The sequence below is a fragment of the Vibrio taketomensis genome (assembly GCF_009938165.1).
Lineage (GTDB): Bacteria > Pseudomonadota > Gammaproteobacteria > Enterobacterales > Vibrionaceae > Vibrio > Vibrio taketomensis.
This window is the reverse complement of sequence record NZ_AP019649.1, coordinates 2,024,107-2,045,345: the sequence shown is the minus strand read 5'-3', so window position 1 is coordinate 2,045,345 and position 21,239 is coordinate 2,024,107. Positions and strand designations below refer to the sequence as shown.

The following is a 21,239-nucleotide window of genomic DNA, read 5'->3' as shown; positions in this document are numbered from 1 at the left end:
TTTTTTATTCCTCCATTGATTCCAACCAATTAGGCCCCATATACTGCTCATAAGACTAAGCGGAAGAGAGAATAATATGAACTTGGAACGTTCCGAACGTATCGAGATCCCCGTACTACCTCTACGAGACGTAGTAGTTTACCCGCATATGGTAATTCCATTGTTTGTTGGTCGTGAAAAATCGATTGCATGTTTAGAAGCTGCAATGGATGCCAATAAGCAGGTGCTGTTGGTGGCGCAAAAAGAAGCCGAAACTGACGAGCCAACCAAAAATGACCTATTTGAAGTCGGTACTGTCGCGACGATTCTTCAGTTGCTTAAGTTACCTGATGGCACGGTTAAGGTGTTGGTTGAAGGTCAGCAGCGCGCGCAAATCAACGAAATTTTCGATAACGAATTCTTTGTGGCTGATGCTGAATATCTAGTGACTAATGAGCTAGATGAGCGTGAGCAGGAAGTGATTGTTCGCAGCGCAATCAATCAGTTCGAAGGCTTTATCAAGCTTAACAACAAGATCCCACCAGAAGTTCTGACCTCATTAAACGGTATCGATGAAGCTGCTCGTTTGGCTGATACGATTGCGGCACATATGCCGTTGAAGTTGGTTGATAAGCAAAAAGTGTTAGAAATTCTGGATGTTTCTGAGCGCCTTGAGTTCCTAATGGGACAAATGGAATCAGAAATCGATATTCTGCAAGTAGAAAAACGCATTCGCACACGTGTGAAAAAGCAGATGGAAAAATCTCAGCGTGAGTACTACCTGAATGAGCAGATGAAGGCGATTCAGAAAGAGCTTGGTGAAGGTGAAGACGGTGTTGATGAATTTGAGGCGCTAAAGCAAAAAATTGCTGAGTCAAAATGCCTCAAGAAGAAAACCGAACAAGAGCTACAAAAGCTAAAAATGATGTCGCCAATGTCGGCGGAAGCAACGGTTGTACGAGGTTACATTGATTGGATGCTCGGCGTGCCTTGGAGCAAGCGTAGCAAAGTTAAGAAGAACCTTGCGAATCAATAGAGCTTAAAGAACGTATTCTTGAGTATTTGGCGGTACAAAACCGTATCAATAAGCTTAAAGGTCCAATTCTTTGTCTTGTTGGTCCTCCAGGTGTGGGTAAAACTTCACTTGGTCGTTCAATTGCGTCAGCAACTGGTCGCCAATATGTGCGCATGGCACTGGGTGGCGTGCGTGATGAAGCGGAAATCCGTGGTCACCGTCGTACTTATATTGGCTCTATGCCAGGTAAGTTAATTCAAAAGATGTCAAAAGTTGGCGTGAAAAACCCACTGTTCCTTTTGGATGAAATCGACAAGATGTCATCGGATATGCGTGGCGATCCTGCGTCGGCATTGCTTGAGGTGTTAGACCCTGAGCAAAACAATGCATTTAACGATCACTACTTAGAAGTGGATTACGATCTGTCGGATGTAATGTTTGTTGCGACGTCGAACTCAATGAACATTCCTGGTCCACTTTTGGACCGTATGGAAGTGATTCGTCTATCGGGTTACACCGAAGATGAGAAACTGAATATTGCTAAACGCCACTTAGTTGACAAACAAGTACAGCGTAATGGTCTTAAGTCACATGAAATTGTGATCGAAGATTCAGCGATCATCGGCATTATCCGTTACTACACGCGTGAAGCGGGTGTGCGTAGTCTAGAGCGTGAGATTTCAAAGATCTGCCGTAAAGCAGTGAAGAACATCCTGCTGGATAAAGACATCAAATCAGTAACGGTATCGATGGAAAACCTAAAAGAGTACTTAGGGGTTCAACGTTTCGATTACGGTAAAGCTGACGACAGCAACCGTATCGGTCAAGTGACTGGTCTTGCATGGACTGAAGTGGGTGGCGATCTGCTAACGATTGAAACCGAGTCGATGCTGGGTAAGGGTAAACTAATCCAAACCGGCTCACTGGGCGATGTGATGCAGGAGTCGATTCAAGCTGCGATGACAGTCGTTCGCACTCGTGCGGAAAAATTGGGCATCAACCCTGATTTTTACGAGAAGCGCGATATTCACGTGCACGTTCCTGAAGGCGCTACGCCAAAAGATGGTCCAAGTGCAGGTATCGCGATGTGTACAGCGCTAGTTTCGAGCCTAACTGGTAACCCAGTGAAAGCGGAAGTGGCGATGACCGGTGAAATTACTCTGCGTGGTGAGGTACTTCCAATCGGTGGATTGAAAGAAAAATTACTCGCAGCGCATCGTGGCGGTATCAAAACGGTACTAATTCCGAAAGACAACGAACGTGATTTGGAAGAAATTCCTGAGAACGTGATCGCAGACTTGAAAGTGATACCAGTTCAGTGGATTGATGAGGTTCTGAGCGTTGCGCTTGAAAGAGACCCATCAGGTGTTGAGTTTGCTGTAGAAAAATAGTGATGTGCAGCAAAAATAAGTAAAAGATTACGCTGATTAGCTTAAAAGTGCTTGTCAGCGTTTTTTTTGGACGCTAACTTTAGCCACTGTAGCTTGACCCCTTGCTATACAAGGGTTTGAGCTGAATTTGAAATTGAAATGGAACGAAAGTCGTCTTATAAAATAATTACAGATGACATTAAAGGGGAATAACCGTGAACAAAACTCAATTAGTAGAAAAATTGCTGAAAACTCAGATCTATCTAAAGCAGCAGCTGGCCGTGCACTAGACGCATTCATCGAAGCAGTAAGCGGCACTCTACAAACTGGCGACCAAGTAGCTCTAGTTGGCTTCGGTACTTTCAGTGTTCGTACTCGTGCAGCACGTACTGGCCGTAACCCTAAAACTGGCGAAGAAATCAAAATCGCTGAAGCTAAAGTGCCTTCATTCAAAGCTGGTAAAGCACTAAAAGACGCTTGTAACTAATCTAAATCAGCTACTTTTTTAGTAGTTTGTTAGAACCTTTTTAATTTCAGCGCATCATACTGATGCGCTTTTCTTCTGATATTATCGCGCTACTGAATTTTTAATTATTAATGAACATCGTGTTGCCTTACTGAGGCAGTAACGGGTCGTACGCGGAGAGTAACAAAAGTATGATGGATCGATTGCGCGAAGGCGTGAATAGCATCGCGATTAAAATTATCCTAGGCCTGATTATTCTATCTTTCGTATTTGCGGGTGTAAGTAGTTACATCGGTGGTGGCGGTAATAACGTTGCTGCGAAAGTAGGTAATATCGAAATCAGTCGTGGTGAGTTCGAGCAGGCATACCAAAATCAACGTAATCGCATGCAAGCGCAGCTTGGCGATTATTTCTCGGACCTATTAGCTGATCCAAGCTATGTTGCGTCTTTCCGTAAATCAGTGTTGGACCAAATGATTAATGATGCGTTGTTACAGCTACACGCTCAGGAATTAGGTCTACGTGTGAGCGATAAGCAAGTTCGCACCACGCTGTTATCACTGCCAGAGTTTCAAGTGGATGGTAAATTTGATTCAGAAATCTACCAAGCTTCACTACGCCGTGCAGGTTACACACCGGAAAGCTTTGCTGAGTTGATTCGTCGCGACTTAGTACGTAACCAGCTACTGACTGCTGTTCAAGCAAGTGATTTTGCTCTTCCAAGTGAAGTGGCTGAGCAAAGCAAGCTGATTATGCAAACTCGTGAAGTGAAAACCATCAATCTTGCATTAGCTGATTTTGCTGAAAAAGTTGAACTGACTGACGCTGAAATTGAGCAGTACTACAAAGACAACTCAGAGCGTTACACTCGTCCTGAGCAAGCAAAAGTGGCTTACATCGATTTGTCTGCAAATGAGCTTAAAAACTCAATTGAAATCAGTGATGAGCAAGCTAAGCAGTATTACCAAGAGCACCTAGATAAGTATTCTTCTGAAGAACAACGTAAAGTGAGCCATATTCTGATTCAAGGTGATGATGAAGCAAAGGCACAAGCGATTCTTGATGAATTAAACGCAGGTGCAGATTTCGCAACGCTAGCAGAAGAGAAATCTGAAGATGTGGGTAGTTCTGAAGAAGGTGGTTCACTGGGTTGGATTGAACGCGGTGTAATGGCTCCTGAGTTTGAAGAAGCTGCATTTGCACTAAAACAACCAGGTGATGTATCTGCGCTAGTAAAAACTAACTTTGGTTACCATATTATCAAGTTAGATGAGCTTAAAGATGCGGTTGCAAAACCATATGCGGAAGTAGCAGCGACGATTAAGCAAGAGCTGCGCGATCAAAAAGCGGTTGATAAGTTCTACGAGCTACAAAGTGAGCTAGAGAAAGTGGCGTTTGAATACCCAGACTCACTGGACGATGCAGCTAAAGCTATCAACGCTCAAATTGTTACCACCGACTTTATCTCTCAAGCTGATGCTCCAGAGCTACTAAAAACGCCAGCAGTAATGCAAGCGATCTTAAGCCCTGAAGTAAAAGATGACGGGCTGAACTCAGAAGTAATCGAAGTTGCGCCAGAGCATGTGGTTGTAGTTCGAGTAGAAGATACTCGTGACGAGACTGTACTGCCGTTAACTGAGGTACGTGAGCAGGTCGTGGCTCAACTATCTCGTGTGAAAGGTGAGCAAAATGCAATGGCATTGGCAACAAAAGTTGTGGATGAGCTCAAAGCAGGTAACACACAAGTATTGGCTGACAACGGTTTAGCATTTGGTCAAGCTGAAACTATTGACCGTAGCTCTCCGTTGGCTAACGTAGTATTTGCAATGCCAAAACCAATTGAAGGCAAAGTTGGCTATGCACAAACTAAGTCATTAAATGGTGATGTTGTTATCGTTGAGCTTGATGCTGTCGCTGACGTATTTAACACCATGTACAATGAGCAAATCGCTCAACAGATTGTACAAATGAGTGCACAACAAAACCTTGAAGGTTTGATTAGTATTTGGCGTCAAACAACGGATATTGAATACTTCGCTGTGACACAATAATAAGCGGAAATGTAATTCATATTCCTGTCAAAAAGGGCTGCGTTTGCAGCCCTTTCTATTTCTCATTATTGCTATTAACAAAGTGTTGTTGGCTCGTTATGGTGAGTTCTGGATACTCAAAAACAAGGATGAACTATGAACGTTAAGGCAGTTATGCTCGCTATCGTTGTTGCTCTATTTTCAACTTTCGCGGTTGCTAATGAGATAGCGAACGACAACGCTAAACACGCTGGAATAGAAATTGTGGTTAATGTAAACCAAGCTTCAGCACAAGAGATTGCAGATTTACTCAAAGGGATTGGCTTAAAGAAAGCGCAAGCCATCGTTGAATACCGTGAGCAGCAAGGTCCGTTTCAATCCGCTGAAGACCTAGCCAAAGTAAAAGGCATTGGTGAAGCTACAGTGGCTAAAAATTTGGCTCGCATAGAGTTGTAATCGAACACTCCCTCAAGTCGTGGCCGTACCTTGAGGGAGTTATTCCCGCATATTTATCAAATCTTTCCTAGAACCTAGCTACGTTTACCTCTATAATTTCACGCCGAAAAGTCAGGTCAGAAACCTTCTGACGTAAGCAACTTGGAGTATTTCATGTCCTCTCATACGCCGGTTATTACCGTTGATGGACCAAGTGGTGCAGGTAAAGGCACACTTTGTATGCAACTAGCAAACAAGCTAGGTTTTCACTTGCTGGACTCGGGCGCAATTTATCGCGTACTTGCACTTGCGGCGATCCACCATGGCGTTGATCTTGAATCAGAAGATGCTTTGGTTGCGCTTGCCACGCACTTAGACGTACAGTTCATCGCGGAAGGGGACTTAGTTAAAGTTATCCTTGAAGGCGAAGATGTGTCAGGTGAGCTTCGTAAAGAGCAAACAGGTATGGCTGCCTCTAAAGTTGCTGCACTACCACGAGTTCGTGAAGCGCTATTACGTCGTCAACGTGCTTTTGCAGATGGTGCAGGGCTGGTTGCTGATGGTCGTGACATGGGTACCGTCGTGTTCCCTCAGGCAGAAGTGAAAATCTTCCTTGACGCTAGCGCAGAAGAACGTGCTCAGCGACGCCTTAAACAGTTGCAAGATAAAGGGTTAGATGTTAAATTTGCTGACCTTTTAAGCGAGATCCAAGAGCGAGACGACCGAGATCGTAATCGCCCAGTGGCGCCACTACGCCCTGCAGAGGACGCGTTAGTGCTGGACTCAACGTCGATGGGTATCGACGAAGTAGTCGAAAAAGCACTACAATATATTGAATCTAAACTGACTGCGTAATTTACGGGGTCGGCTCAGAGCGTTGGTCGCAAGGATGATGACTGGCGAATTTAATAACCCCATGAGGTAGGATACCCGTGGACGTTTAATTTATTGAAGATTAAATAAATGACTGAATCTTTGCTCAACTCTTTGAAGAGTTTCTAAACGAGACTGAATTCCAACAAGGTACTATCGTTAAAGGTACTGTAGTAGCTATCGAGAACGGTTACGTTCTTGTTGACGCTGGTCTTAAGTCTGAGTCTGCAATCCCTGCTGAACAATTCAAGAACGCTGCTGGCGAACTTGAAGTTGAAGTTGGTTCTGAAGTTGATGTTGCTCTAGACGCAGTAGAAGACGGTTTCGGTGAAACTCAACTTTCTCGTGAGAAAGCGAAACGTCACGAAGCTTGGATCGTTCTTGAGAAAGCTTACGAAGAAGCTGAAACTGTTGTTGGTATCATCAACGGTAAAGTTAAAGGCGGTTTCACTGTTGAACTTAACGGTATCCGTGCGTTCCTACCAGGTTCACTAGTAGACGTACGTCCTATCCGTGACACAGCTCACCTAGAAAACAAAGAACTTGAGTTCAAAGTTATCAAGCTTGACCAGAAGCGTAACAACGTAGTTGTTTCTCGTCGCGCAGTTATCGAATCTGAAAACAGCGTAGAGCGTGATGAACTACTAGAAAACCTACAAGAAGGCGCAGAAGTTAAAGGTATCGTTAAGAACCTTACTGACTACGGTGCATTCGTTGATCTAGGTGGTGTTGACGGTCTTCTACATATCACTGATATGGCATGGAAACGCGTTAAGCACCCATCAGAAATCGTTAACGTAGGTGACGAGATCCTAGTTAAAGTTCTTAAGTTCGACCGTGAGCGTACTCGCGTATCACTAGGTCTTAAGCAACTAGGCGAAGATCCATGGGTAGCAATCGCTAAACGTTACCCAGAAGGTCACAAGCTTTCTGGTCGTGTAACTAACCTAACTGATTACGGCTGCTTCGTTGAAATCGAAGAAGGCGTTGAAGGTCTAGTTCACGTTTCTGAAATGGATTGGACTAACAAGAACATCCACCCATCTAAAGTTGTTAATGTTGGCGACGAAGTTGAGGTTATGGTTCTTGAGATCGACGAAGAACGTCGTCGTATCTCTCTAGGTCTAAAACAGTGCAAAGCTAACCCTTGGCAGTCTTTCGCTGAAGCGCAAGCTAAAGGCGACAAAGTTACTGGTAAGATCAAGTCAATCACTGACTTCGGTATCTTCATCGGTCTAGAAGGCGGCATCGACGGTCTAGTTCACCTATCTGACATTTCTTGGAATGTTGCTGGCGAAGAAGCTGTACGTGAGTACAAGAAAGGCGACGAGATCTCTGCAGTAGTTCTAGCAGTAGACGCAGAGCGTGAGCGCATCTCTCTAGGCGTTAAGCAAATGGAAAACGACCCATTCAATGCTTACGTTGCTGAGAAGAAAAAAGGCGTTCTAGTTAACGGTACTGTAACTGCAGTAGACGCTAAAGGCGCAACTGTTGAGCTAGAAGAAGGCGTTGAAGGCTACATCCGTGCATCTGAAGCTGCACGTGACCGCGTAGAAGACGCTACTCTAATCCTAAGCGTTGGTGACAGCGTTGAAGCGAAATTTACTGGCGTTGACCGTAAAAACCGCGTAATCAACCTATCTATCAAAGCTAAAGACGAAGCTGAAGAGCAAGAAGCAATGGCATCTATCAACAAACAAGATGACGCTGCATTCGGTAACGCTATGGCAGACGCTTTCAAAGCAGCTAAAGGCGAATAATTTAATTCCCTTATAGCAAAAAGGAGCCGAAAGGCTCCTTTTTTATTTTTGTGGTCTCATACCAATTTCTACAACTGGTTATTAAGAAAGCGATTCATTAATGTACATGTTGTATAAATATTGTCTAGAATTAGTAGCAAGTGTTTGTTGGAATTGGTATTAGTTACTATAATCAGTGATAAATTACTCTACGAGGGAAACTATGACTAAGTCTGAATTGATTGAAAGACTCTGCGCTGAGCAAACTCATCTTTCAGCGAAAGAAGTCGAAGATGCTGTGAAAGACATTCTTGAGCACATGGCATCAACACTTGAGAAAGGTGAGCGCATTGAGATTCGTGGGTTTGGCAGTTTCTCACTTCATTACCGCGAACCTCGTGTTGGACGTAATCCAAAAACTGGTGAGAAAGTAGAACTTGAAGGTAAATACGTTCCACATTTCAAACCAGGTAAAGAGCTACGTGAGCGCGTAAATCTTTAAGATTTGATTCCTTGCTGTATGTTCATTCGAACAGTGGCAACACTGATCTATAAAGTCATACAGTGAGTTGGTTAATAAAAAGGCAAAGTACCTAGAGGGCTTTGCCTTTTGAGTACCACAGATAAGCATGGAGTGTTCGCAGGTTTTCCTGCATAATCTTAGCTGTCGATTTTAAGATGGGTAATGGACTATGAAAATTATAAAAATCGTTATCGTGTTGGCTTTATTCCTAGTTGCATTAGCTTTAGGCTCACAAAATCAAGCAGTTGTGACGTTTAATTATCTACTTGCGCAAGGTGATTTCCATTTATCAACGCTTTTGGGTGTGGTTTTTGTCTCAGGTTTTGTCATCGCGTGGATTATCTTTGGTAGCCTGCACCTTAAGTCAAAAATGCAAGTTCGCAAGCTAAATAAGCAACTTAAGAAATTGACACCTGCGGCAACGGAAGTTGAACAAACAAAAGCGTAATCGTATTTAGTAGGCTTTTTTTTCAATGCTAGAAATACTCTTCTTGTTATTGCCGATTGCAGCTGCCTATGGATGGTACATGGGTAACCGCAGTGCGCAACAAGACAAGCAGAAACATTCCAACCAAATCTCCCGTCAATATGTAATGGGTCTGAATATGCTTTTGTCTGATCAGTCAGATAAGGCAGTTGATCACTTTATTGAACTATTACAAGTTGACAATGACACGATCGATACGCACTTAGCCTTGGGTAACTTGTTCCGTTCTCGCGGCGAAGTTGATCGTGCAATTCGAATTCACCAAAATCTTATTTCTCGCTCTGGTTTAACCCTTGAGCAAAAGAATATCGCGCTTCAGCAGCTGGCTAAAGACTACATGGCATCAGGCTTTCTGGATCGCGCAGAAAAAATCTTCGAACAACTCGTCGATGAGCCAGATCACCGCGAGGCCGCATTACAGCAACTCGTCTCTATCTACCAACAAACGCGCGAATGGCACAAGGCTATTGAGTACGCTGGACAACTGGTTAAGTTGGGCCGCAAGCGCATGCGTAATAGTATCGCTCACTTCTATTGTGAATTAGCGATGCAAGAGCAGGCTGATGGTGACCGTAAACGAGCGATGGCGCACTTTAAACGCGCATTGTCTGAAGATAATAAGTGTGTTCGAGCGAGTATCGCATTGGGTAAGTTGTATTTAGAATCTGAAGATTACTTACACACGATTAAATACATGAGCATGGTATTGGATCAAGATATCGACTTTGTTAGTGAAGTCTTACCCACTATTGCAGAGTGTTATCATCATCTTGATCAAGAAGATGAAATGCTGGATTTTCTGCGTCAATGCATCGCGAACAAAGCGGGTGTATCTGCAGAATTGATGCTGGCACAAATGGTTGCGAAACACGATGGTTCCGGTGCTGCACAAGAGTTATTGACTCGCCAGTTAGTGAAAAATCCGACCATGAAAGGCTTCTTCCGTTTAATGGATTACCACCTTATGAATGCAGAAGAGGGACGAGCCAAAGAGAGTTTGGCAACCTTGCAGAAATTGGTTGGTGAACAGTTGAAAGTGAAACCGCATTATCGTTGTCGTAAGTGTGGCTTCTCTACCCACTCGATGTATTGGCATTGTCCTTCATGTAAGGGTTGGGGAACGATTAAGCCGATCCGTGGTTTGGACGGCGAATAGAATATTTTTCAATGCAGTTGTTTTATAGCAACTGCATTTTTTTAAGCAAAACAACGTTGATAAAAATAAGTTAATTAGGAGATGAGATGATCGACCAGAAAGTCATCGTAGCACTGGATTATGATAACCGCGCAGACGCGCTTGCTTTTGTGGATCGCATTGACCCTGCGTCATGCCGCCTTAAAGTGGGTAAAGAAATGTTTACGCTGTTTGGTCCTGATTTCGTCAAAGAGCTGCATCAGCGTGGTTTCTCAGTATTTTTAGACCTTAAATTCCATGACATTCCAAATACTTGCTCAAAAGCAGTGCGCGCAGCAGCTGAGATGGGCGTTTGGATGGTAAATGTACACGCAAGTGGCGGTGAGCGCATGATGGCTGCATCGCGTGAAATTCTTGAGCCTTACGGTAAAGATCGTCCACTGCTAATTGGTGTTACGGTACTAACCAGTATGGAGCAAAGCGACCTAGCGGGCATCGGCTTGGATATGGCACCAAAAGATCAAGTGATTCGTTTAGCTTCTCTAACCAAGAATGCCGGCCTTGACGGTGTAGTATGTTCAGCACATGAATCTTCAATGTTGAAAGCTGAACTAGGTCAGGAGTTTAAATTGATTACGCCAGGAATTCGCCCAGCAGGTTCTGACCAAGGTGACCAGCGCCGTATCATGACTCCAGTAGAAGCGATTCAAGCGGGTTCTGATTATCTTGTTATCGGTCGTCCAATCACTCAAGCTGCGGATCCTGCAGCTGTGCTAGCTGCGATTAACGCGACATTAGCTTAGCATAATTGCTTCAAGCACAATCAAAAAAGGTCCGCTTATGCGGACCTTTTGCCTATTTAGACCTTACCGATTTTTCGGCACTCCACTATGGAACTTAAAATCGCTATCTGGGCTCGAGATAAGCTCCGCTTCTTTGCGGCCAAACATCGCCACTCGCTCAGAGATATCTTTACCAGCAATTTCCTTGGCTAGCACAAGATAATCTTGATAGTGACGAGCTTCAGAACGGAGTAGCGAAATATAGAACTTCGCGATGTCTTCTTCCATGAATGGTGCTAATTTGGCAAAGCGCTCACATGAGCGCGCTTCGATATAGGCGCCAACAATCAGCTTATCAATCAGTGTTTGCGGTTCATGCGTTGCCATGTTTGACAGTAGGCCCTTTGCATATCGGCTGGCTGGGATCTGCTCGTAAGCGATGCCACGGCTTTGCATAATTTCTAGCACTTGGTAAAAGTGATGCAGTTCTTCTTTGATCAGCAATACCATTCTATCAATCAAATCTTGGCTGTATGGAGAATCCGACTTGGCAATTATGGCTTTAGATATGTTGCTTTTACCTTTGAGAGTTTCCAGTGAGCCGATATCACGGTAGGCAAAATCCTCGTAAGGTTTAAACCAATCCAGCAGGTTGTGCGTGCTACTTTTATCGACGGCATACTTACGAATTAAGTACATTGCGGATTGACCTGCTTTCAATTCACATAGTAGGTGATCAACCAGCACGGTTTGCAGGTTTTCCGGTTTACGAGCTTCAGCTAGCCACTCATCAGGGGTAGGGCATTGGAGAAACTGATTAATCGGTGCGAGTAGTTCTTGATATTGTTCTAATTGTTGCATGACTTTACTTTGTAATAAAAAAGGCCGCAGCGGCGACCTTTGATAGTAATCTGTTGGCGCGATGGCCTATATTACCATTTTTTCTTTTCACCAAAGAGTGCATCCATGTCTTCTTCACGCTGTCTATCCAACATTTGTTGCTGTTCAGACGCAGACTGGTTTTGACGACGCTTCTCAATATCGTCGTACATTTTTTGCAGTTTCTCTTTAGCTTGTGCCGAGTATGGGTCGCTCTTGGTGCTAAGCACATCCAGACCTTTGCGTAGCAGTTGGATAGCCGTACCAGGTTGACCTCGAACGATGGCATCTTTTGAGCGCTTAATAACATTCTCGATGTTAATACGTACTTGAATTGCTTCGAGTCGTGCATTTTCCGTTACATAAGCCTCGGTATCAAAGCGACCTTTGTTATGTTCATTGCGAATGGTGTCACGTAAGCGCTTAACTAATTTGAGCATGACGATCGCTTGTTTATCGCTGTTTGGAACCTTGAAGGCTGCACTTTCACCAGACTGAAAGTTAACACGAAGGTTTTCGATTTGCTGTTTTACATGTTCGACGCGTTGCTCGAGTTGTTTGTTTTTAGGGTCCAACTCGTACATGTTTTGTACTGCATCGAGAATACGGTTATTTAGACACAACAACAGGTTTTTACTGAAAGGCATGTGGTGAGCATGACCGATTAACTCTTCAGTGGCATCAATAATCGCGATATAACGAGCGCTCTCTTGTTTACGAGCGGTCGCGATCTTTGCGTTGTATTGCACAATGATGTTATAGCCAAGAATCAGCACCAACAGGATTGCAACCAGAGCAATAATTAAACCAATATTCATAAATTCCGTTATCTTATGTTTACTACGGCTAGCCGCTAAGGATACATGATTCTTTAGGTTGACGGCACCTAATATTCCCATAGTGTGCGCAAATCATTCGTCTATCGATAGTCATTATTACTTGTTGAAACTCCGATTAATATGGAAATAGTGAATTCAAGCGAGAAACTGCGCTTTACGTTACAAAAATAATATTTGTCAACGCAAATTAGGCCAACAGATTTAGCTAAATCGTGAATTTAACTACCATTTTACTTAAATTGGCGTTATAACTAAATATTATAAAATATATAGCTAAATATTTAACCATTCTAAAATGGGCAATATCTTAGTTATATCTGCCAGCATTTCGATAAGGGATTACGAGGCCAAAAATGAAGTTGCAACAGCTGAAGTACATTGTTGAAGTTATGAATCACAACCTAAACGTTTCTGCGACAGCAGAGAGTTTATACACTTCACAACCAGGGATAAGTAAGCAAGTTCGTTTATTGGAAGATGAACTCGGGATTCAAATTTTTGAGCGTAGCGGCAAACATCTGACCCAAGTGACCTCCGCAGGTGAAGACATCATTCGTATCTCACAAGAGATCCTCGCCCGCGTTGAGAGCATTAAAGCAGTTGCAGGGGAGCATACTCATCCAGAAATGGGCACGCTGAATATCTCAACTACCCACACCCAAGCACGCTATGCGTTACCTGATGTGATCAAAGGATTTACCGCGCGTTATCCAAAAGTCTCACTACATATGCATCAAGGTACACCAACTCAGATGTCTGAAGCGATTGCGAAAGGAACGGCTAACTTTGCGATTGCGACTGAGGCTCTGCACCTGTATCAAGATGCGATTATGTTGCCGTGCTACCACTGGAATCGCTCAATAGTGGTGCCAAAAGACCATGCACTAGCTCAAAAGAGTCATATCACTATCGATGATTTAGCCGCATACCCGCTTGTCACATACGTCTTTGGTTTTACTGGTCGCTCAGAACTTGACACGGCCTTTAATAAAGTTGGTTTAAGCCCTAGAGTCGTCTTTACTGCTACTGATGCAGACGTGATCAAAACTTATGTGCGCATGGGAATGGGCGTTGGTGTGATTGCCAGCATGGCGATTGATAAAGCGCAAGATGATGATCTGGTGGCGATTGATGCTAGCCATATCTTTGGTGCGAGTACCACAAGCATTGGCTTCCGTCGTGGCACATTCTTACGTTCATACATGTTCGATTTTATGGAACGTTTTGCACCGCATTTGACGCGCCCAGTAGTAGAGCAAGCCTTGTCACTTAAATCTAACGCTGAAATTGAAGAGATGTTCAAAGATATTGACCTGCCAGTGCGTTAATTTACTACTCAAATACCATGCTTCTCTCTAGAATGAGCGCCTCATTGAGTTGTGAGTTCAGAGAGAAGCATGCAAGCCACATTCCGATATATTGATAATTTTCTAATCGAGCACCAAAATTATTGGCGTCTTGAACCCTTCTTTGCTTCTCAAGTTGAACAGTTACCTTGGCTATCTGATGCTGAGCCACTCTGTCTGTGGTTATCCCAACTCTCGATTGAACAAATTGAATCCTATAAACAAGATTTCTCAGCGTTATGTAAAGCGGTTGAGCCTTTCTTCCCTCTATTACATCCATTTCTTCAACAGTTAACCTTGCCGGTATGTGAGCGCAATGGATTGGAGTTACCACGAGGTATCGATTCTGGAGTGCCAGGGCGGAAACTCGAACAAATTGTTGCGATGGGGGAGGCGGCTCTACAACACCATCAAGGTAATGAATGGTTAGAGTGGTGTTCTGGGAAAGGTTTTTTAGGCCGAGTATTGGCAAGTCAAAGTCGACAGAAAGTCACGAGTTTTGAATATCAACATGCGCTTTGTGAAGCGGGACAGAGTGAGGCTGATAGACAATCACTCCCTATGACATTTATTCAGGGGGATGCGTTTAGCGTTGAAGCAGACGAGGTGTTCTGCGCTCAGCAGCACGCTGTAGCGTTACATGCTTGTGGTGATTTACACGTAACGTTAATTGAAAAAGCGGTTCATCACCAGTTGAGCGCATTGAGTATTTCACCTTGTTGTTATCACTTAATTCATGCTGACGCCTACCAACCACTGTCTGATCTTGGACGTCAGTCAAAACTCAAATTGAGTAAAGCTGAGCTGCGAATCCCACTTCAAGAGTTAGTGACTGGCGGTGAGCGAGTTCGACGTCATCGCATGTTGGAAATGAGTTACCGCTTAGCTTTCGACATTTTGTTACGTGAAGAAATGGGACATACACGCTATCTACCCATTCCAAGTATCAAAAAATCCCAATTAGCGGATGGCTTTTCAGCGTTTTGTCTTTGGGCTGCAGAACAGAAATCTATCACGTTGCCACATTGTGATTTTGACTATTACTGGCAACTGGGAATGGATCGATTCTGGCGTATGGAAAGAATTAGCCTTGTTCAGCAACTCTTTAAACGTGGAATTGAAGTTTGGTTAGCATTAGACAAGTCAATTTATCTGCAAAAAAACGGATATGAAGTGACTTTATCTGAGTTTTGCCAGCGTGAAATGACACCCCGCAATATTTTATTGCAAGCACGAAAGATCTAATCTGTTTTGGTGCTTTGCGGCTAAAGGCTACTTCCCTTTTAAGTAACTTATTGGTAATAATGGTTAATCTGTACACAATTGTGTGCAGAAGTGTAAATAAAAATATCCAACTTGATTGGTATAAAAATGTAACCAAACACAACACGTTAATCATTATAATAAACAGTTGCTTAATCAAGGTTAAGATGAAAGCAAGCAAAGTAATTGCAACCGCCGTTCTTGCAGGTGTGGCACTTCTGTCTTCCAATAGCATTATGGCGAAAACTGCGAAAGTCGCAGTGTCACAGATTGTTGAACACCCGGCATTGGATGCCGTACGACAAGGTCTCTATGATGGCTTAGCAGCTAAGGGTTATGAGCAAGGAAAAAACCTCGAATTTGATTACAAGACGGCGCAAGGAAACCCAGCCATTGCGGTTCAAATTGCTCGCCAATATGTTGGCGAAAGACCTGATGTTCTCGTTGGCATCGCGACACCAACAGCGCAAGCGCTAGTTTCCGCAACTCGAGATATTCCTGTGGTGTTTACTGCCGTCACCGACCCTGTTGAAGCAAAACTGGTTAAGCAGTGGGAACAACCGGGTAAAAATGTAACCGGCTTATCAGATCTCTCACCAATTGGCGACCACGTCGCGCTCATTAAAGAAATTCTACCAAACGTCAAATCCATAGGGGTGGTTTATAACCCTGGTGAAGCAAACGCAGTTGTGCTGGTGGATTTGCTAAAAATGCATGCAGAAAAACATGGTATCGAAGTTATCGAAGCTACGGCGTTAAAGAGTGCGGATGTGCAATCTGCAACTCAAGCTATCGCTGCTCAATCTGACGTGCTTTATGCACCGACCGATAACACAGTTGCAAGTGCCATTGAAGGCATGGTGATTGCAGCGAACCAAGCGAAGAAACCCGTATTAGGCGCAGCGACCTCTTATGTTCGCCAAGGTGCACTAGCGGCACTTGGTTTTGATTACTATTCAGTTGGCGTACAAACCGCAGATTACGTTGCAGACATTTTAGAAGGTAAACAACCGGGTGAAATGGATGTACGTGTCGCAAAAGGTTCCGATCTTGCGGTGAACGTAAAAACCGCGCAATTAATCGGCGTTGAAATTCCACAATCGGTTCTGGATCGCGCGACAAGCGTTATCGAGTAAGCATTCTTTAATTTGAGGCAGCGTTTGCTGCCTTAATCAAGCAGACAGGGAGTTTGTATGACTGCTTTTGCTTTTTTCGGTGCGCTTGAAATTGGCCTTGTGTACGCTTTAGTTGCACTGGGTGTTTATTTGACGTTTCGCGTGCTCGATTTTCCAGACTTAACCGTTGATGGTAGCTTTCCTATGGGGGCTGCGGTGGCGGCAACAGCAATTGTTGCAGGTATTGATCCTTGGATCGCGACCGCTCTAGCGATAGTGGCTTCAGCTATGACAGGTTGGGTGACGGCGTTTCTTGCCGTGAGGTGTGGTATTTTGCACCTTCTTGCTTCAATTCTCACCATGATCGCCGCTTTTTCCATCAATATTCGCATTATGGGGCGCCCTAATTTGGCGCTGCTCGGTGAGGAGACCATTCTTACTCCATTTGAGTCGTTGGGCGACCCTATGCTGATTCGTCCTTTAGCGGTTGGCATTTTAGTGCTGATTTCGGCTTGGTTTGTGGTGCGATTGCTCAACAGTGATTTTGGCTTGGGATTGCGAGCTACGGGTGTCAATGCTCGTATGGTCTCAGCTCAAGGGGGAAGTACCTCATTTTACACTTTCTTTGGTCTTTCTCTTTCTAACGGCTTTGTTGGCTTTGCCGGTGCATTATTCGCACAAACAAACAGTTTTGCGGACGTGACATCTGGAGCGGGCACCATCGTTGTCGGTTTTAGCGGCGGTTATTCTCGGACAAACGCTGATCCCAGGGCGGAAAATATGGATAACGGTCTTAGCTGTGATTATTGGCTCCGTGCTTTATCGTTTAGCCGTCGCATTTGCATTAAGTTCTGGCATGTTTGGGTTGCAAGCATCGGATCTCAACTTAGTCACAGCGGTGCTGGTGGCGATTGCGCTTATAGCGCCTCGATTCCGTAGTCGTATGCTGACTAAAAAGCGTGTTGAACAGGGAAGAAAAGCGTCAGCTAGCCGTACAGGAGAGTCCGCATGATACGTTTAGAAAATATTCAAGTGACTTTCAATCCGGGCACCATTTTGGAAAATCGAGCACTGCGTAGTATTAATCTTGAAGTGCCGCAGCACCAATTTTTGACTGTAATTGGTTCAAATGGTGCCGGTAAGTCTACATTGCTTGGAGCGGTGACGGGTGAAACGCCAATGATCGGTGGGCGGGTATTAATCGACGATCAGGATGTTACTCGTCAAACCGTCGCTGAACGAGCAACGCAATGTGCGCGTGTGTTTCAAGACCCACTAGCGGGCACTTGTGGGGCTTTGACCATTGAAGAGAACATGGCGCTGGCGTATATGCGTGGTAAACGGCGTGGTTGGAAGCACTCGCTGTCGAGCAATCGTCGCAAACTCTTCCAAGAGCGGATTAGTATTCTTGGTTTAGGACTTGAAGACCGTCTTGGAGACAGTATTGGTTTGTTGTCTGGCGGGCAACGCCAAGCGGTTAGTTTGGTGATGGCGACGCTTTCTGACAGTAAGCTGTTGCTACTTGATGAGCATACTGCGGCGCTGGATCCGCGAATGGCTGCGTTTGTTACTGATCTCACCAATCGCATCGTTAAAGAGTTTAACTTGACGGTAATGATGGTCACGCATTCGATGAAAGATGCCCTAGCATGTGGCGATCGTACGGTGATGCTGCATCAAGGCAAAATTGTGCTGGATGTAGCCGGAGAAGAGCGTGCTAACATGGGCGTGCCAGATCTGCTTGAGATGTTCTCCAAAGTCCGCGGTGAAGAGTTGGCTGACGATAGCTTGCTTCTGAGTTAAACCAAGCTCTGGAACGATAAAGCCCATCATAGAGATGGGCTTTGTTTTTTTAGGCAGCTTTAAGCGCATCGCGATAGCGCTGTAGGTGTTCAACGATCGGAGCGGCTTTATTAAAAGTACGAATTTCTCTAAATAGCTCTGCTGCTTGTGGGTATTCTTGACGCAGGTAGGCGAACCACTGTTTGACACGGTTAGGGTAGTACAACCCCTTATCGCCTTTGATCTCATATTGAGAGTAAACTAAAAGTAGATCGACTACGTCATTCCATGGCATCACGCTATGGTTGTGCTTCACTACATTGCCAAGGTTTGGTACGTTAAATGCACCTCGGCAAACCATGAGCGAATCTACACCAGTGGTTTCAATACAGGCTTGGCCATCTCGGTAATTCCAGATCTCACCATTAGCAATCAATGGAATCGAACTGCGTTGACGAATTTGGTTGATGTAATCCCATTTGATTTCACTTGCTTTGTAACCGCCTTCTTTGGTGCGCGCATGAACCGTCAGCTCATTGGCGCCCGCAGACTCAATCGCACTCACAATTTCAAAACAATCATCAGGGTTGTCCCAGCCTAGACGAATTTTTGCAGTAACAGGAATGCGTTCATCGACGGCCTCACGGCATGCTTTAACCACGCGATGAATCAGTTCAGGGTGTTGTAATAGCGCGGCACCGCCTTTACTTTTGTTAACCAGCTTAGCCGGGCAACCAAAGTTTAGGTCGATTCCTCGTGCTCCAAGCTCTGCTGCCATGACGGCATTTTCTGCCATCCAATGTGGATCTTGGCCTAGTAACTGTATATGCACCGGCACGCCAGACTTGGTTTGTGAACCTTGGTCGAGCTCTGGGCAAAGACGCTTAAATACATGCTCGGGTAAGCGTTGGTCGACCACGCGCACAAATTCAGTGACGCACAAATCGTAGTCATTGATATCTGTGAGAATCTCACGCATCAGGTGATCCAAAACGCCCTCCATAGGGCCCAAAACAACTCGCATACAAAAACGCCTCCAGTTAGGGAGGCGTGATTTTAGAGGTATGCTTGGCAAATGTCACTATTCGCTTGAAGCACCTTCTTTGGTTTGTCTCAACTCACCGGTTTGTGGCAAGTAATAGAGAATCGGTAGTTTCTCTTCAATGGTAAAACTAGGTGTGTAGTAGTAATAACATTCGTCGTTACCGGTGTACCAACTCACAATGTCCGTGTTTGATGGTAATACATGGCCACTGCCTTCATGCTGAGCTCGAATGGTGAGGTCGGTTTGAGTCAGTGCATTCCATAATTTCACGCAATCTTCACCGCGAATAGTGGGTTGATCTTCGCTGGTTGGAACACGAGGCGCTTCATCTACAGAGATTGGGTAGCCAGCCTTTGAAGGGTAAATATCCCCTTGACCATAGGCGACAACGCCATTGGGTTCACCTTGAGTGAGCCATTTTGAATGGTACAGTTGTACCGAGTTTTTAAAGCTTGCAAATGCAGCATCTGCACGAGCAAGTTGAGCATCACGTTGATAGCTCATGAATCTTGGTATTGCTGCAACCGCCAGCACAGCCAAAATTACAATGACGACTACGAGCTCTATCAATGTGAAACCAGAGTTTTTATTGTTTTTCATAGAAGACCAGCAGCAAAATATAGATGTAAATAAATGTAACGAAAGAATAATGCACTAATTTTGTGAAAATATACAGTCAAATTTATGTCGCTTGTTATCGCTTGGGTGTCATTCAGTTGTCGTTCATCGCAGTCGAATTAAACTGGCACTATGTAATTTATCATTCAATGCTTTGTCAGTGACCGAATCTACTAGGCAAGTATAATCGCCGCCCAAGTATTTTAGATAGACAGCATCATGAACTACCAACTTATCTCTACGACCGACTCACAATGCCCAGAATCTGCGATGTTTATCGAAGGTGTCACTTTGGCAGCCAATATGGCGACTAAGCCTCTGCAACCAGAAGCTTGGCTTGAACAAGTGTTTGGCGACAATGCTGTGGAGTTGAATAAGCTGGTAGTCGGACAGATTAATCACCAATACAGCTTCCTTAAGCGTAACGAGTATTCGCTGTTGGCGTTAACTGCTGGTGATTCGCAAGTAGAACAGCTTGCCGACTTTGCTGAGGGATTTATGTCGCTATGGCCTACGGTTGAATCTCAATGGCTTGAGACCAATATTAGTGATGGCACGTTGCGCATGCTACAAGCAATGCTCACTACATTTATGCTCGCAATTGATGAAGAGCAGACTCAAGCTGAGATGAAACAAGCGGGTATAGATACACCACCGGCGTTAGCGGATTTTATCGACCAGCTAGACTTAATGATTAATGAAGTCGCACAAGCTGCCGACGAAGCGATGGTTGGAGCGAAAGGACAAAGCGTAAACCCGTACAAAGAGGTGGGTCGTAACGATCCATGTACTTGCGGTAGCGGCAAAAAATTTAAGCTATGTTGCGGTAAATAATCGCAACAAAGTTGACTTAATTCGGTCATAACTCAATTAAGAAAAGGTTATAACCGATTAGTACCAAGCATTCAGGAATGAAAATAATGAAAAAAACACTAGTACTGTTAATGGCGAGTTTTTCTGTATGGGCAAGCCCGCAGCAAGAATTAAGTGACCGCTTACAATTGACAGAAGGTTTTAGTGCGGATTTTTCTCAACAAGTGACGAGCCCAGAGGGTGAGGTGGTGATGGAAGGTCAAGGTGAAGTGGAAATTGCTCGCCCAAGCCTGTTCCGTTGGACGACCACGCAACCAGATGAAAATGTATTGGTTTCTGATGGCAAAACCTTGTGGTACTACAGCCCGTTTATTGAGCAAGTCAGTATTTACTGGCAAGAACAAGCAACAGAACAAACTCCGTTTGTGTTACTTACTCGTAATCGTGCTAGCGATTGGGACAACTACAACATTGTACAAAAGGGCGATGTGTTTACATTAACGCCGACAGCAGTGGATAGTAACCAAGGTCAATTCAAGTTGGAAATTGATAAGCAAGGTGCGGTCAAAGGTTTCAGTGTAATTGAGCAAGATGGCCAAACCAGTGCGTTTAAGTTCTCAAATATTGATTTGAGTAAACCAAGTGCGAACCAGTTCACCTTTAACATTCCTGAAGGTGTTGAGGTTGACGACCAAAGGAATTAAC

18 protein-coding genes and 3 pseudogenes are annotated in these 21,239 nt (G+C 44.4%); 17 read left to right on the top strand and 4 right to left on the bottom strand.

Translation table 11 applies throughout. The features are described from left to right. Positions 1-76: 76 nt before the first annotated feature. The 10 genes and pseudogenes from lon to pyrF all read left to right on the top strand — a co-directional run bounded on the left by lon (position 77) and on the right by pyrF (position 10,855). Positions 77-2,385, top strand: a pseudogene (lon, locus tag Vt282_RS09255) (endopeptidase La). A 194-nt stretch (positions 2,386-2,579) separates the two neighbouring features. Then, positions 2,580-2,851 (top strand): annotated as a pseudogene (locus tag Vt282_RS09250) (HU family DNA-binding protein). Between the two features lie 170 nt (positions 2,852-3,021). Beyond that, the gene (gene ppiD / locus Vt282_RS09245) at positions 3,022-4,881 is read left to right on the top strand and encodes a peptidylprolyl isomerase (RefSeq protein WP_162063214.1); all 1,860 of its coding nucleotides are present in this window, start codon (positions 3,022-3,024) and stop codon (positions 4,879-4,881) included. A gap of 135 nt (positions 4,882-5,016) precedes the next feature. After that, entirely contained in the window at positions 5,017-5,316 is a 300-nt protein-coding gene (locus tag Vt282_RS09240; protein WP_162063213.1) for a ComEA family DNA-binding protein, read from the top strand. Between the two features lie 153 nt (positions 5,317-5,469). Further along, entirely contained in the window at positions 5,470-6,150 is a 681-nt protein-coding gene (gene cmk / locus Vt282_RS09235) for a (d)CMP kinase (RefSeq protein WP_162063212.1), read from the top strand. Positions 6,151-6,266: 116 nt separating this feature from the next. Continuing rightward, positions 6,267-7,928, top strand: coding sequence for a 30S ribosomal protein S1 (gene rpsA / locus Vt282_RS09230; protein ID WP_162047527.1), 1,662 nt, complete (start codon positions 6,267-6,269; stop codon positions 7,926-7,928). A gap of 202 nt (positions 7,929-8,130) precedes the next feature. Then, entirely contained in the window at positions 8,131-8,409 is a 279-nt protein-coding gene (ihfB, locus tag Vt282_RS09225) for an integration host factor subunit beta (RefSeq protein WP_114765805.1), read from the top strand. 190 nt (positions 8,410-8,599) lie between these two features. Then, positions 8,600-8,878 carry a LapA family protein gene (locus tag Vt282_RS09220; RefSeq protein ID WP_162045960.1) on the top strand — a complete coding sequence of 93 codons (279 nt, stop codon included), beginning with the start codon at positions 8,600-8,602 and terminating at the stop codon, positions 8,876-8,878. 25 nt (positions 8,879-8,903) lie between these two features. Continuing rightward, positions 8,904-10,073 (top strand): lipopolysaccharide assembly protein LapB, encoded by a 1,170-nt coding sequence (gene lapB, locus Vt282_RS09215; RefSeq protein ID WP_162063211.1) that lies wholly within the window; start codon positions 8,904-8,906, stop codon positions 10,071-10,073. A gap of 86 nt (positions 10,074-10,159) precedes the next feature. Beyond that, positions 10,160-10,855 (top strand): orotidine-5'-phosphate decarboxylase, encoded by a 696-nt coding sequence (gene pyrF / locus Vt282_RS09210; RefSeq protein WP_162045962.1) that lies wholly within the window; start codon positions 10,160-10,162, stop codon positions 10,853-10,855. A gap of 63 nt (positions 10,856-10,918) precedes the next feature. Here pyrF and miaE read toward each other — a convergent pair whose 3' ends face one another. Both miaE and Vt282_RS09200 read right to left on the bottom strand, forming a co-directional pair. After that, positions 10,919-11,695, bottom strand: coding sequence for a tRNA isopentenyl-2-thiomethyl-A-37 hydroxylase MiaE (gene miaE, locus Vt282_RS09205; protein ID WP_162063210.1), 777 nt, complete (start codon positions 11,693-11,695; stop codon positions 10,919-10,921). A 71-nt stretch (positions 11,696-11,766) separates the two neighbouring features. Beyond that, complete coding sequence (locus Vt282_RS09200) at positions 11,767-12,531, bottom strand: DNA repair protein (RefSeq protein WP_162045964.1); 765 nt, start codon at positions 12,529-12,531, stop codon at positions 11,767-11,769. A 374-nt stretch (positions 12,532-12,905) separates the two neighbouring features. On the opposite strand from Vt282_RS09200, the gene cysB reads away from it, so the two are divergent. The 5 genes and pseudogenes from cysB (at position 12,906) to Vt282_RS09175 (ending at position 18,079) form a co-directional block, all read left to right on the top strand. Next, positions 12,906-13,880, top strand: a complete 975-nt coding sequence (gene cysB / locus Vt282_RS09195; protein ID WP_162045965.1) for an HTH-type transcriptional regulator CysB — start codon at positions 12,906-12,908, stop codon at positions 13,878-13,880. 69 nt (positions 13,881-13,949) lie between these two features. Continuing rightward, positions 13,950-15,143 (top strand): methyltransferase, encoded by a 1,194-nt coding sequence (locus Vt282_RS09190; RefSeq protein ID WP_162063209.1) that lies wholly within the window; start codon positions 13,950-13,952, stop codon positions 15,141-15,143. Between the two features lie 185 nt (positions 15,144-15,328). Then, on the top strand, positions 15,329-16,297 hold the full coding sequence (locus tag Vt282_RS09185; RefSeq protein WP_162045967.1) for an ABC transporter substrate-binding protein: 969 nt from the start codon (positions 15,329-15,331) through the stop codon (positions 16,295-16,297). A 57-nt stretch (positions 16,298-16,354) separates the two neighbouring features. Then, positions 16,355-17,288, top strand: a pseudogene (locus Vt282_RS09180) (ABC transporter permease). Then, positions 17,285-18,079: an ABC transporter ATP-binding protein gene (locus tag Vt282_RS09175; protein ID WP_162063208.1), complete on the top strand. Its 795-nt coding sequence runs from the start codon at positions 17,285-17,287 to the stop codon at positions 18,077-18,079. Before Vt282_RS09180 ends, Vt282_RS09175 begins: the two are co-directional and overlap by 4 nt. A 49-nt stretch (positions 18,080-18,128) precedes the next feature. On the opposite strand, the gene dusC is transcribed toward Vt282_RS09175, so the two are convergent. Both dusC and Vt282_RS09165 read right to left on the bottom strand, forming a co-directional pair. Next, complete coding sequence (dusC, locus tag Vt282_RS09170) at positions 18,129-19,082, bottom strand: tRNA dihydrouridine(16) synthase DusC (protein ID WP_162045970.1); 954 nt, start codon at positions 19,080-19,082, stop codon at positions 18,129-18,131. A gap of 57 nt (positions 19,083-19,139) precedes the next feature. Then, positions 19,140-19,703 carry a prepilin-type N-terminal cleavage/methylation domain-containing protein gene (locus Vt282_RS09165; RefSeq protein WP_162045971.1) on the bottom strand — a complete coding sequence of 188 codons (564 nt, stop codon included), beginning with the start codon at positions 19,701-19,703 and terminating at the stop codon, positions 19,140-19,142. A gap of 237 nt (positions 19,704-19,940) precedes the next feature. Here Vt282_RS09165 and Vt282_RS09160 point away from each other — a divergent pair, with 237 nt between their 5' ends. Continuing rightward, positions 19,941-20,555, top strand: a complete 615-nt coding sequence (locus Vt282_RS09160; protein WP_162045972.1) for an SEC-C metal-binding domain-containing protein — start codon at positions 19,941-19,943, stop codon at positions 20,553-20,555. Between the two features lie 86 nt (positions 20,556-20,641). Further along, a complete protein-coding gene (lolA, locus tag Vt282_RS09155; RefSeq protein WP_162063207.1) occupies positions 20,642-21,238 on the top strand; it encodes an outer membrane lipoprotein periplasmic chaperone LolA in 597 nt (198 codons plus the stop codon). The last annotated feature ends 1 nt before the right edge of the window (position 21,239 follow it).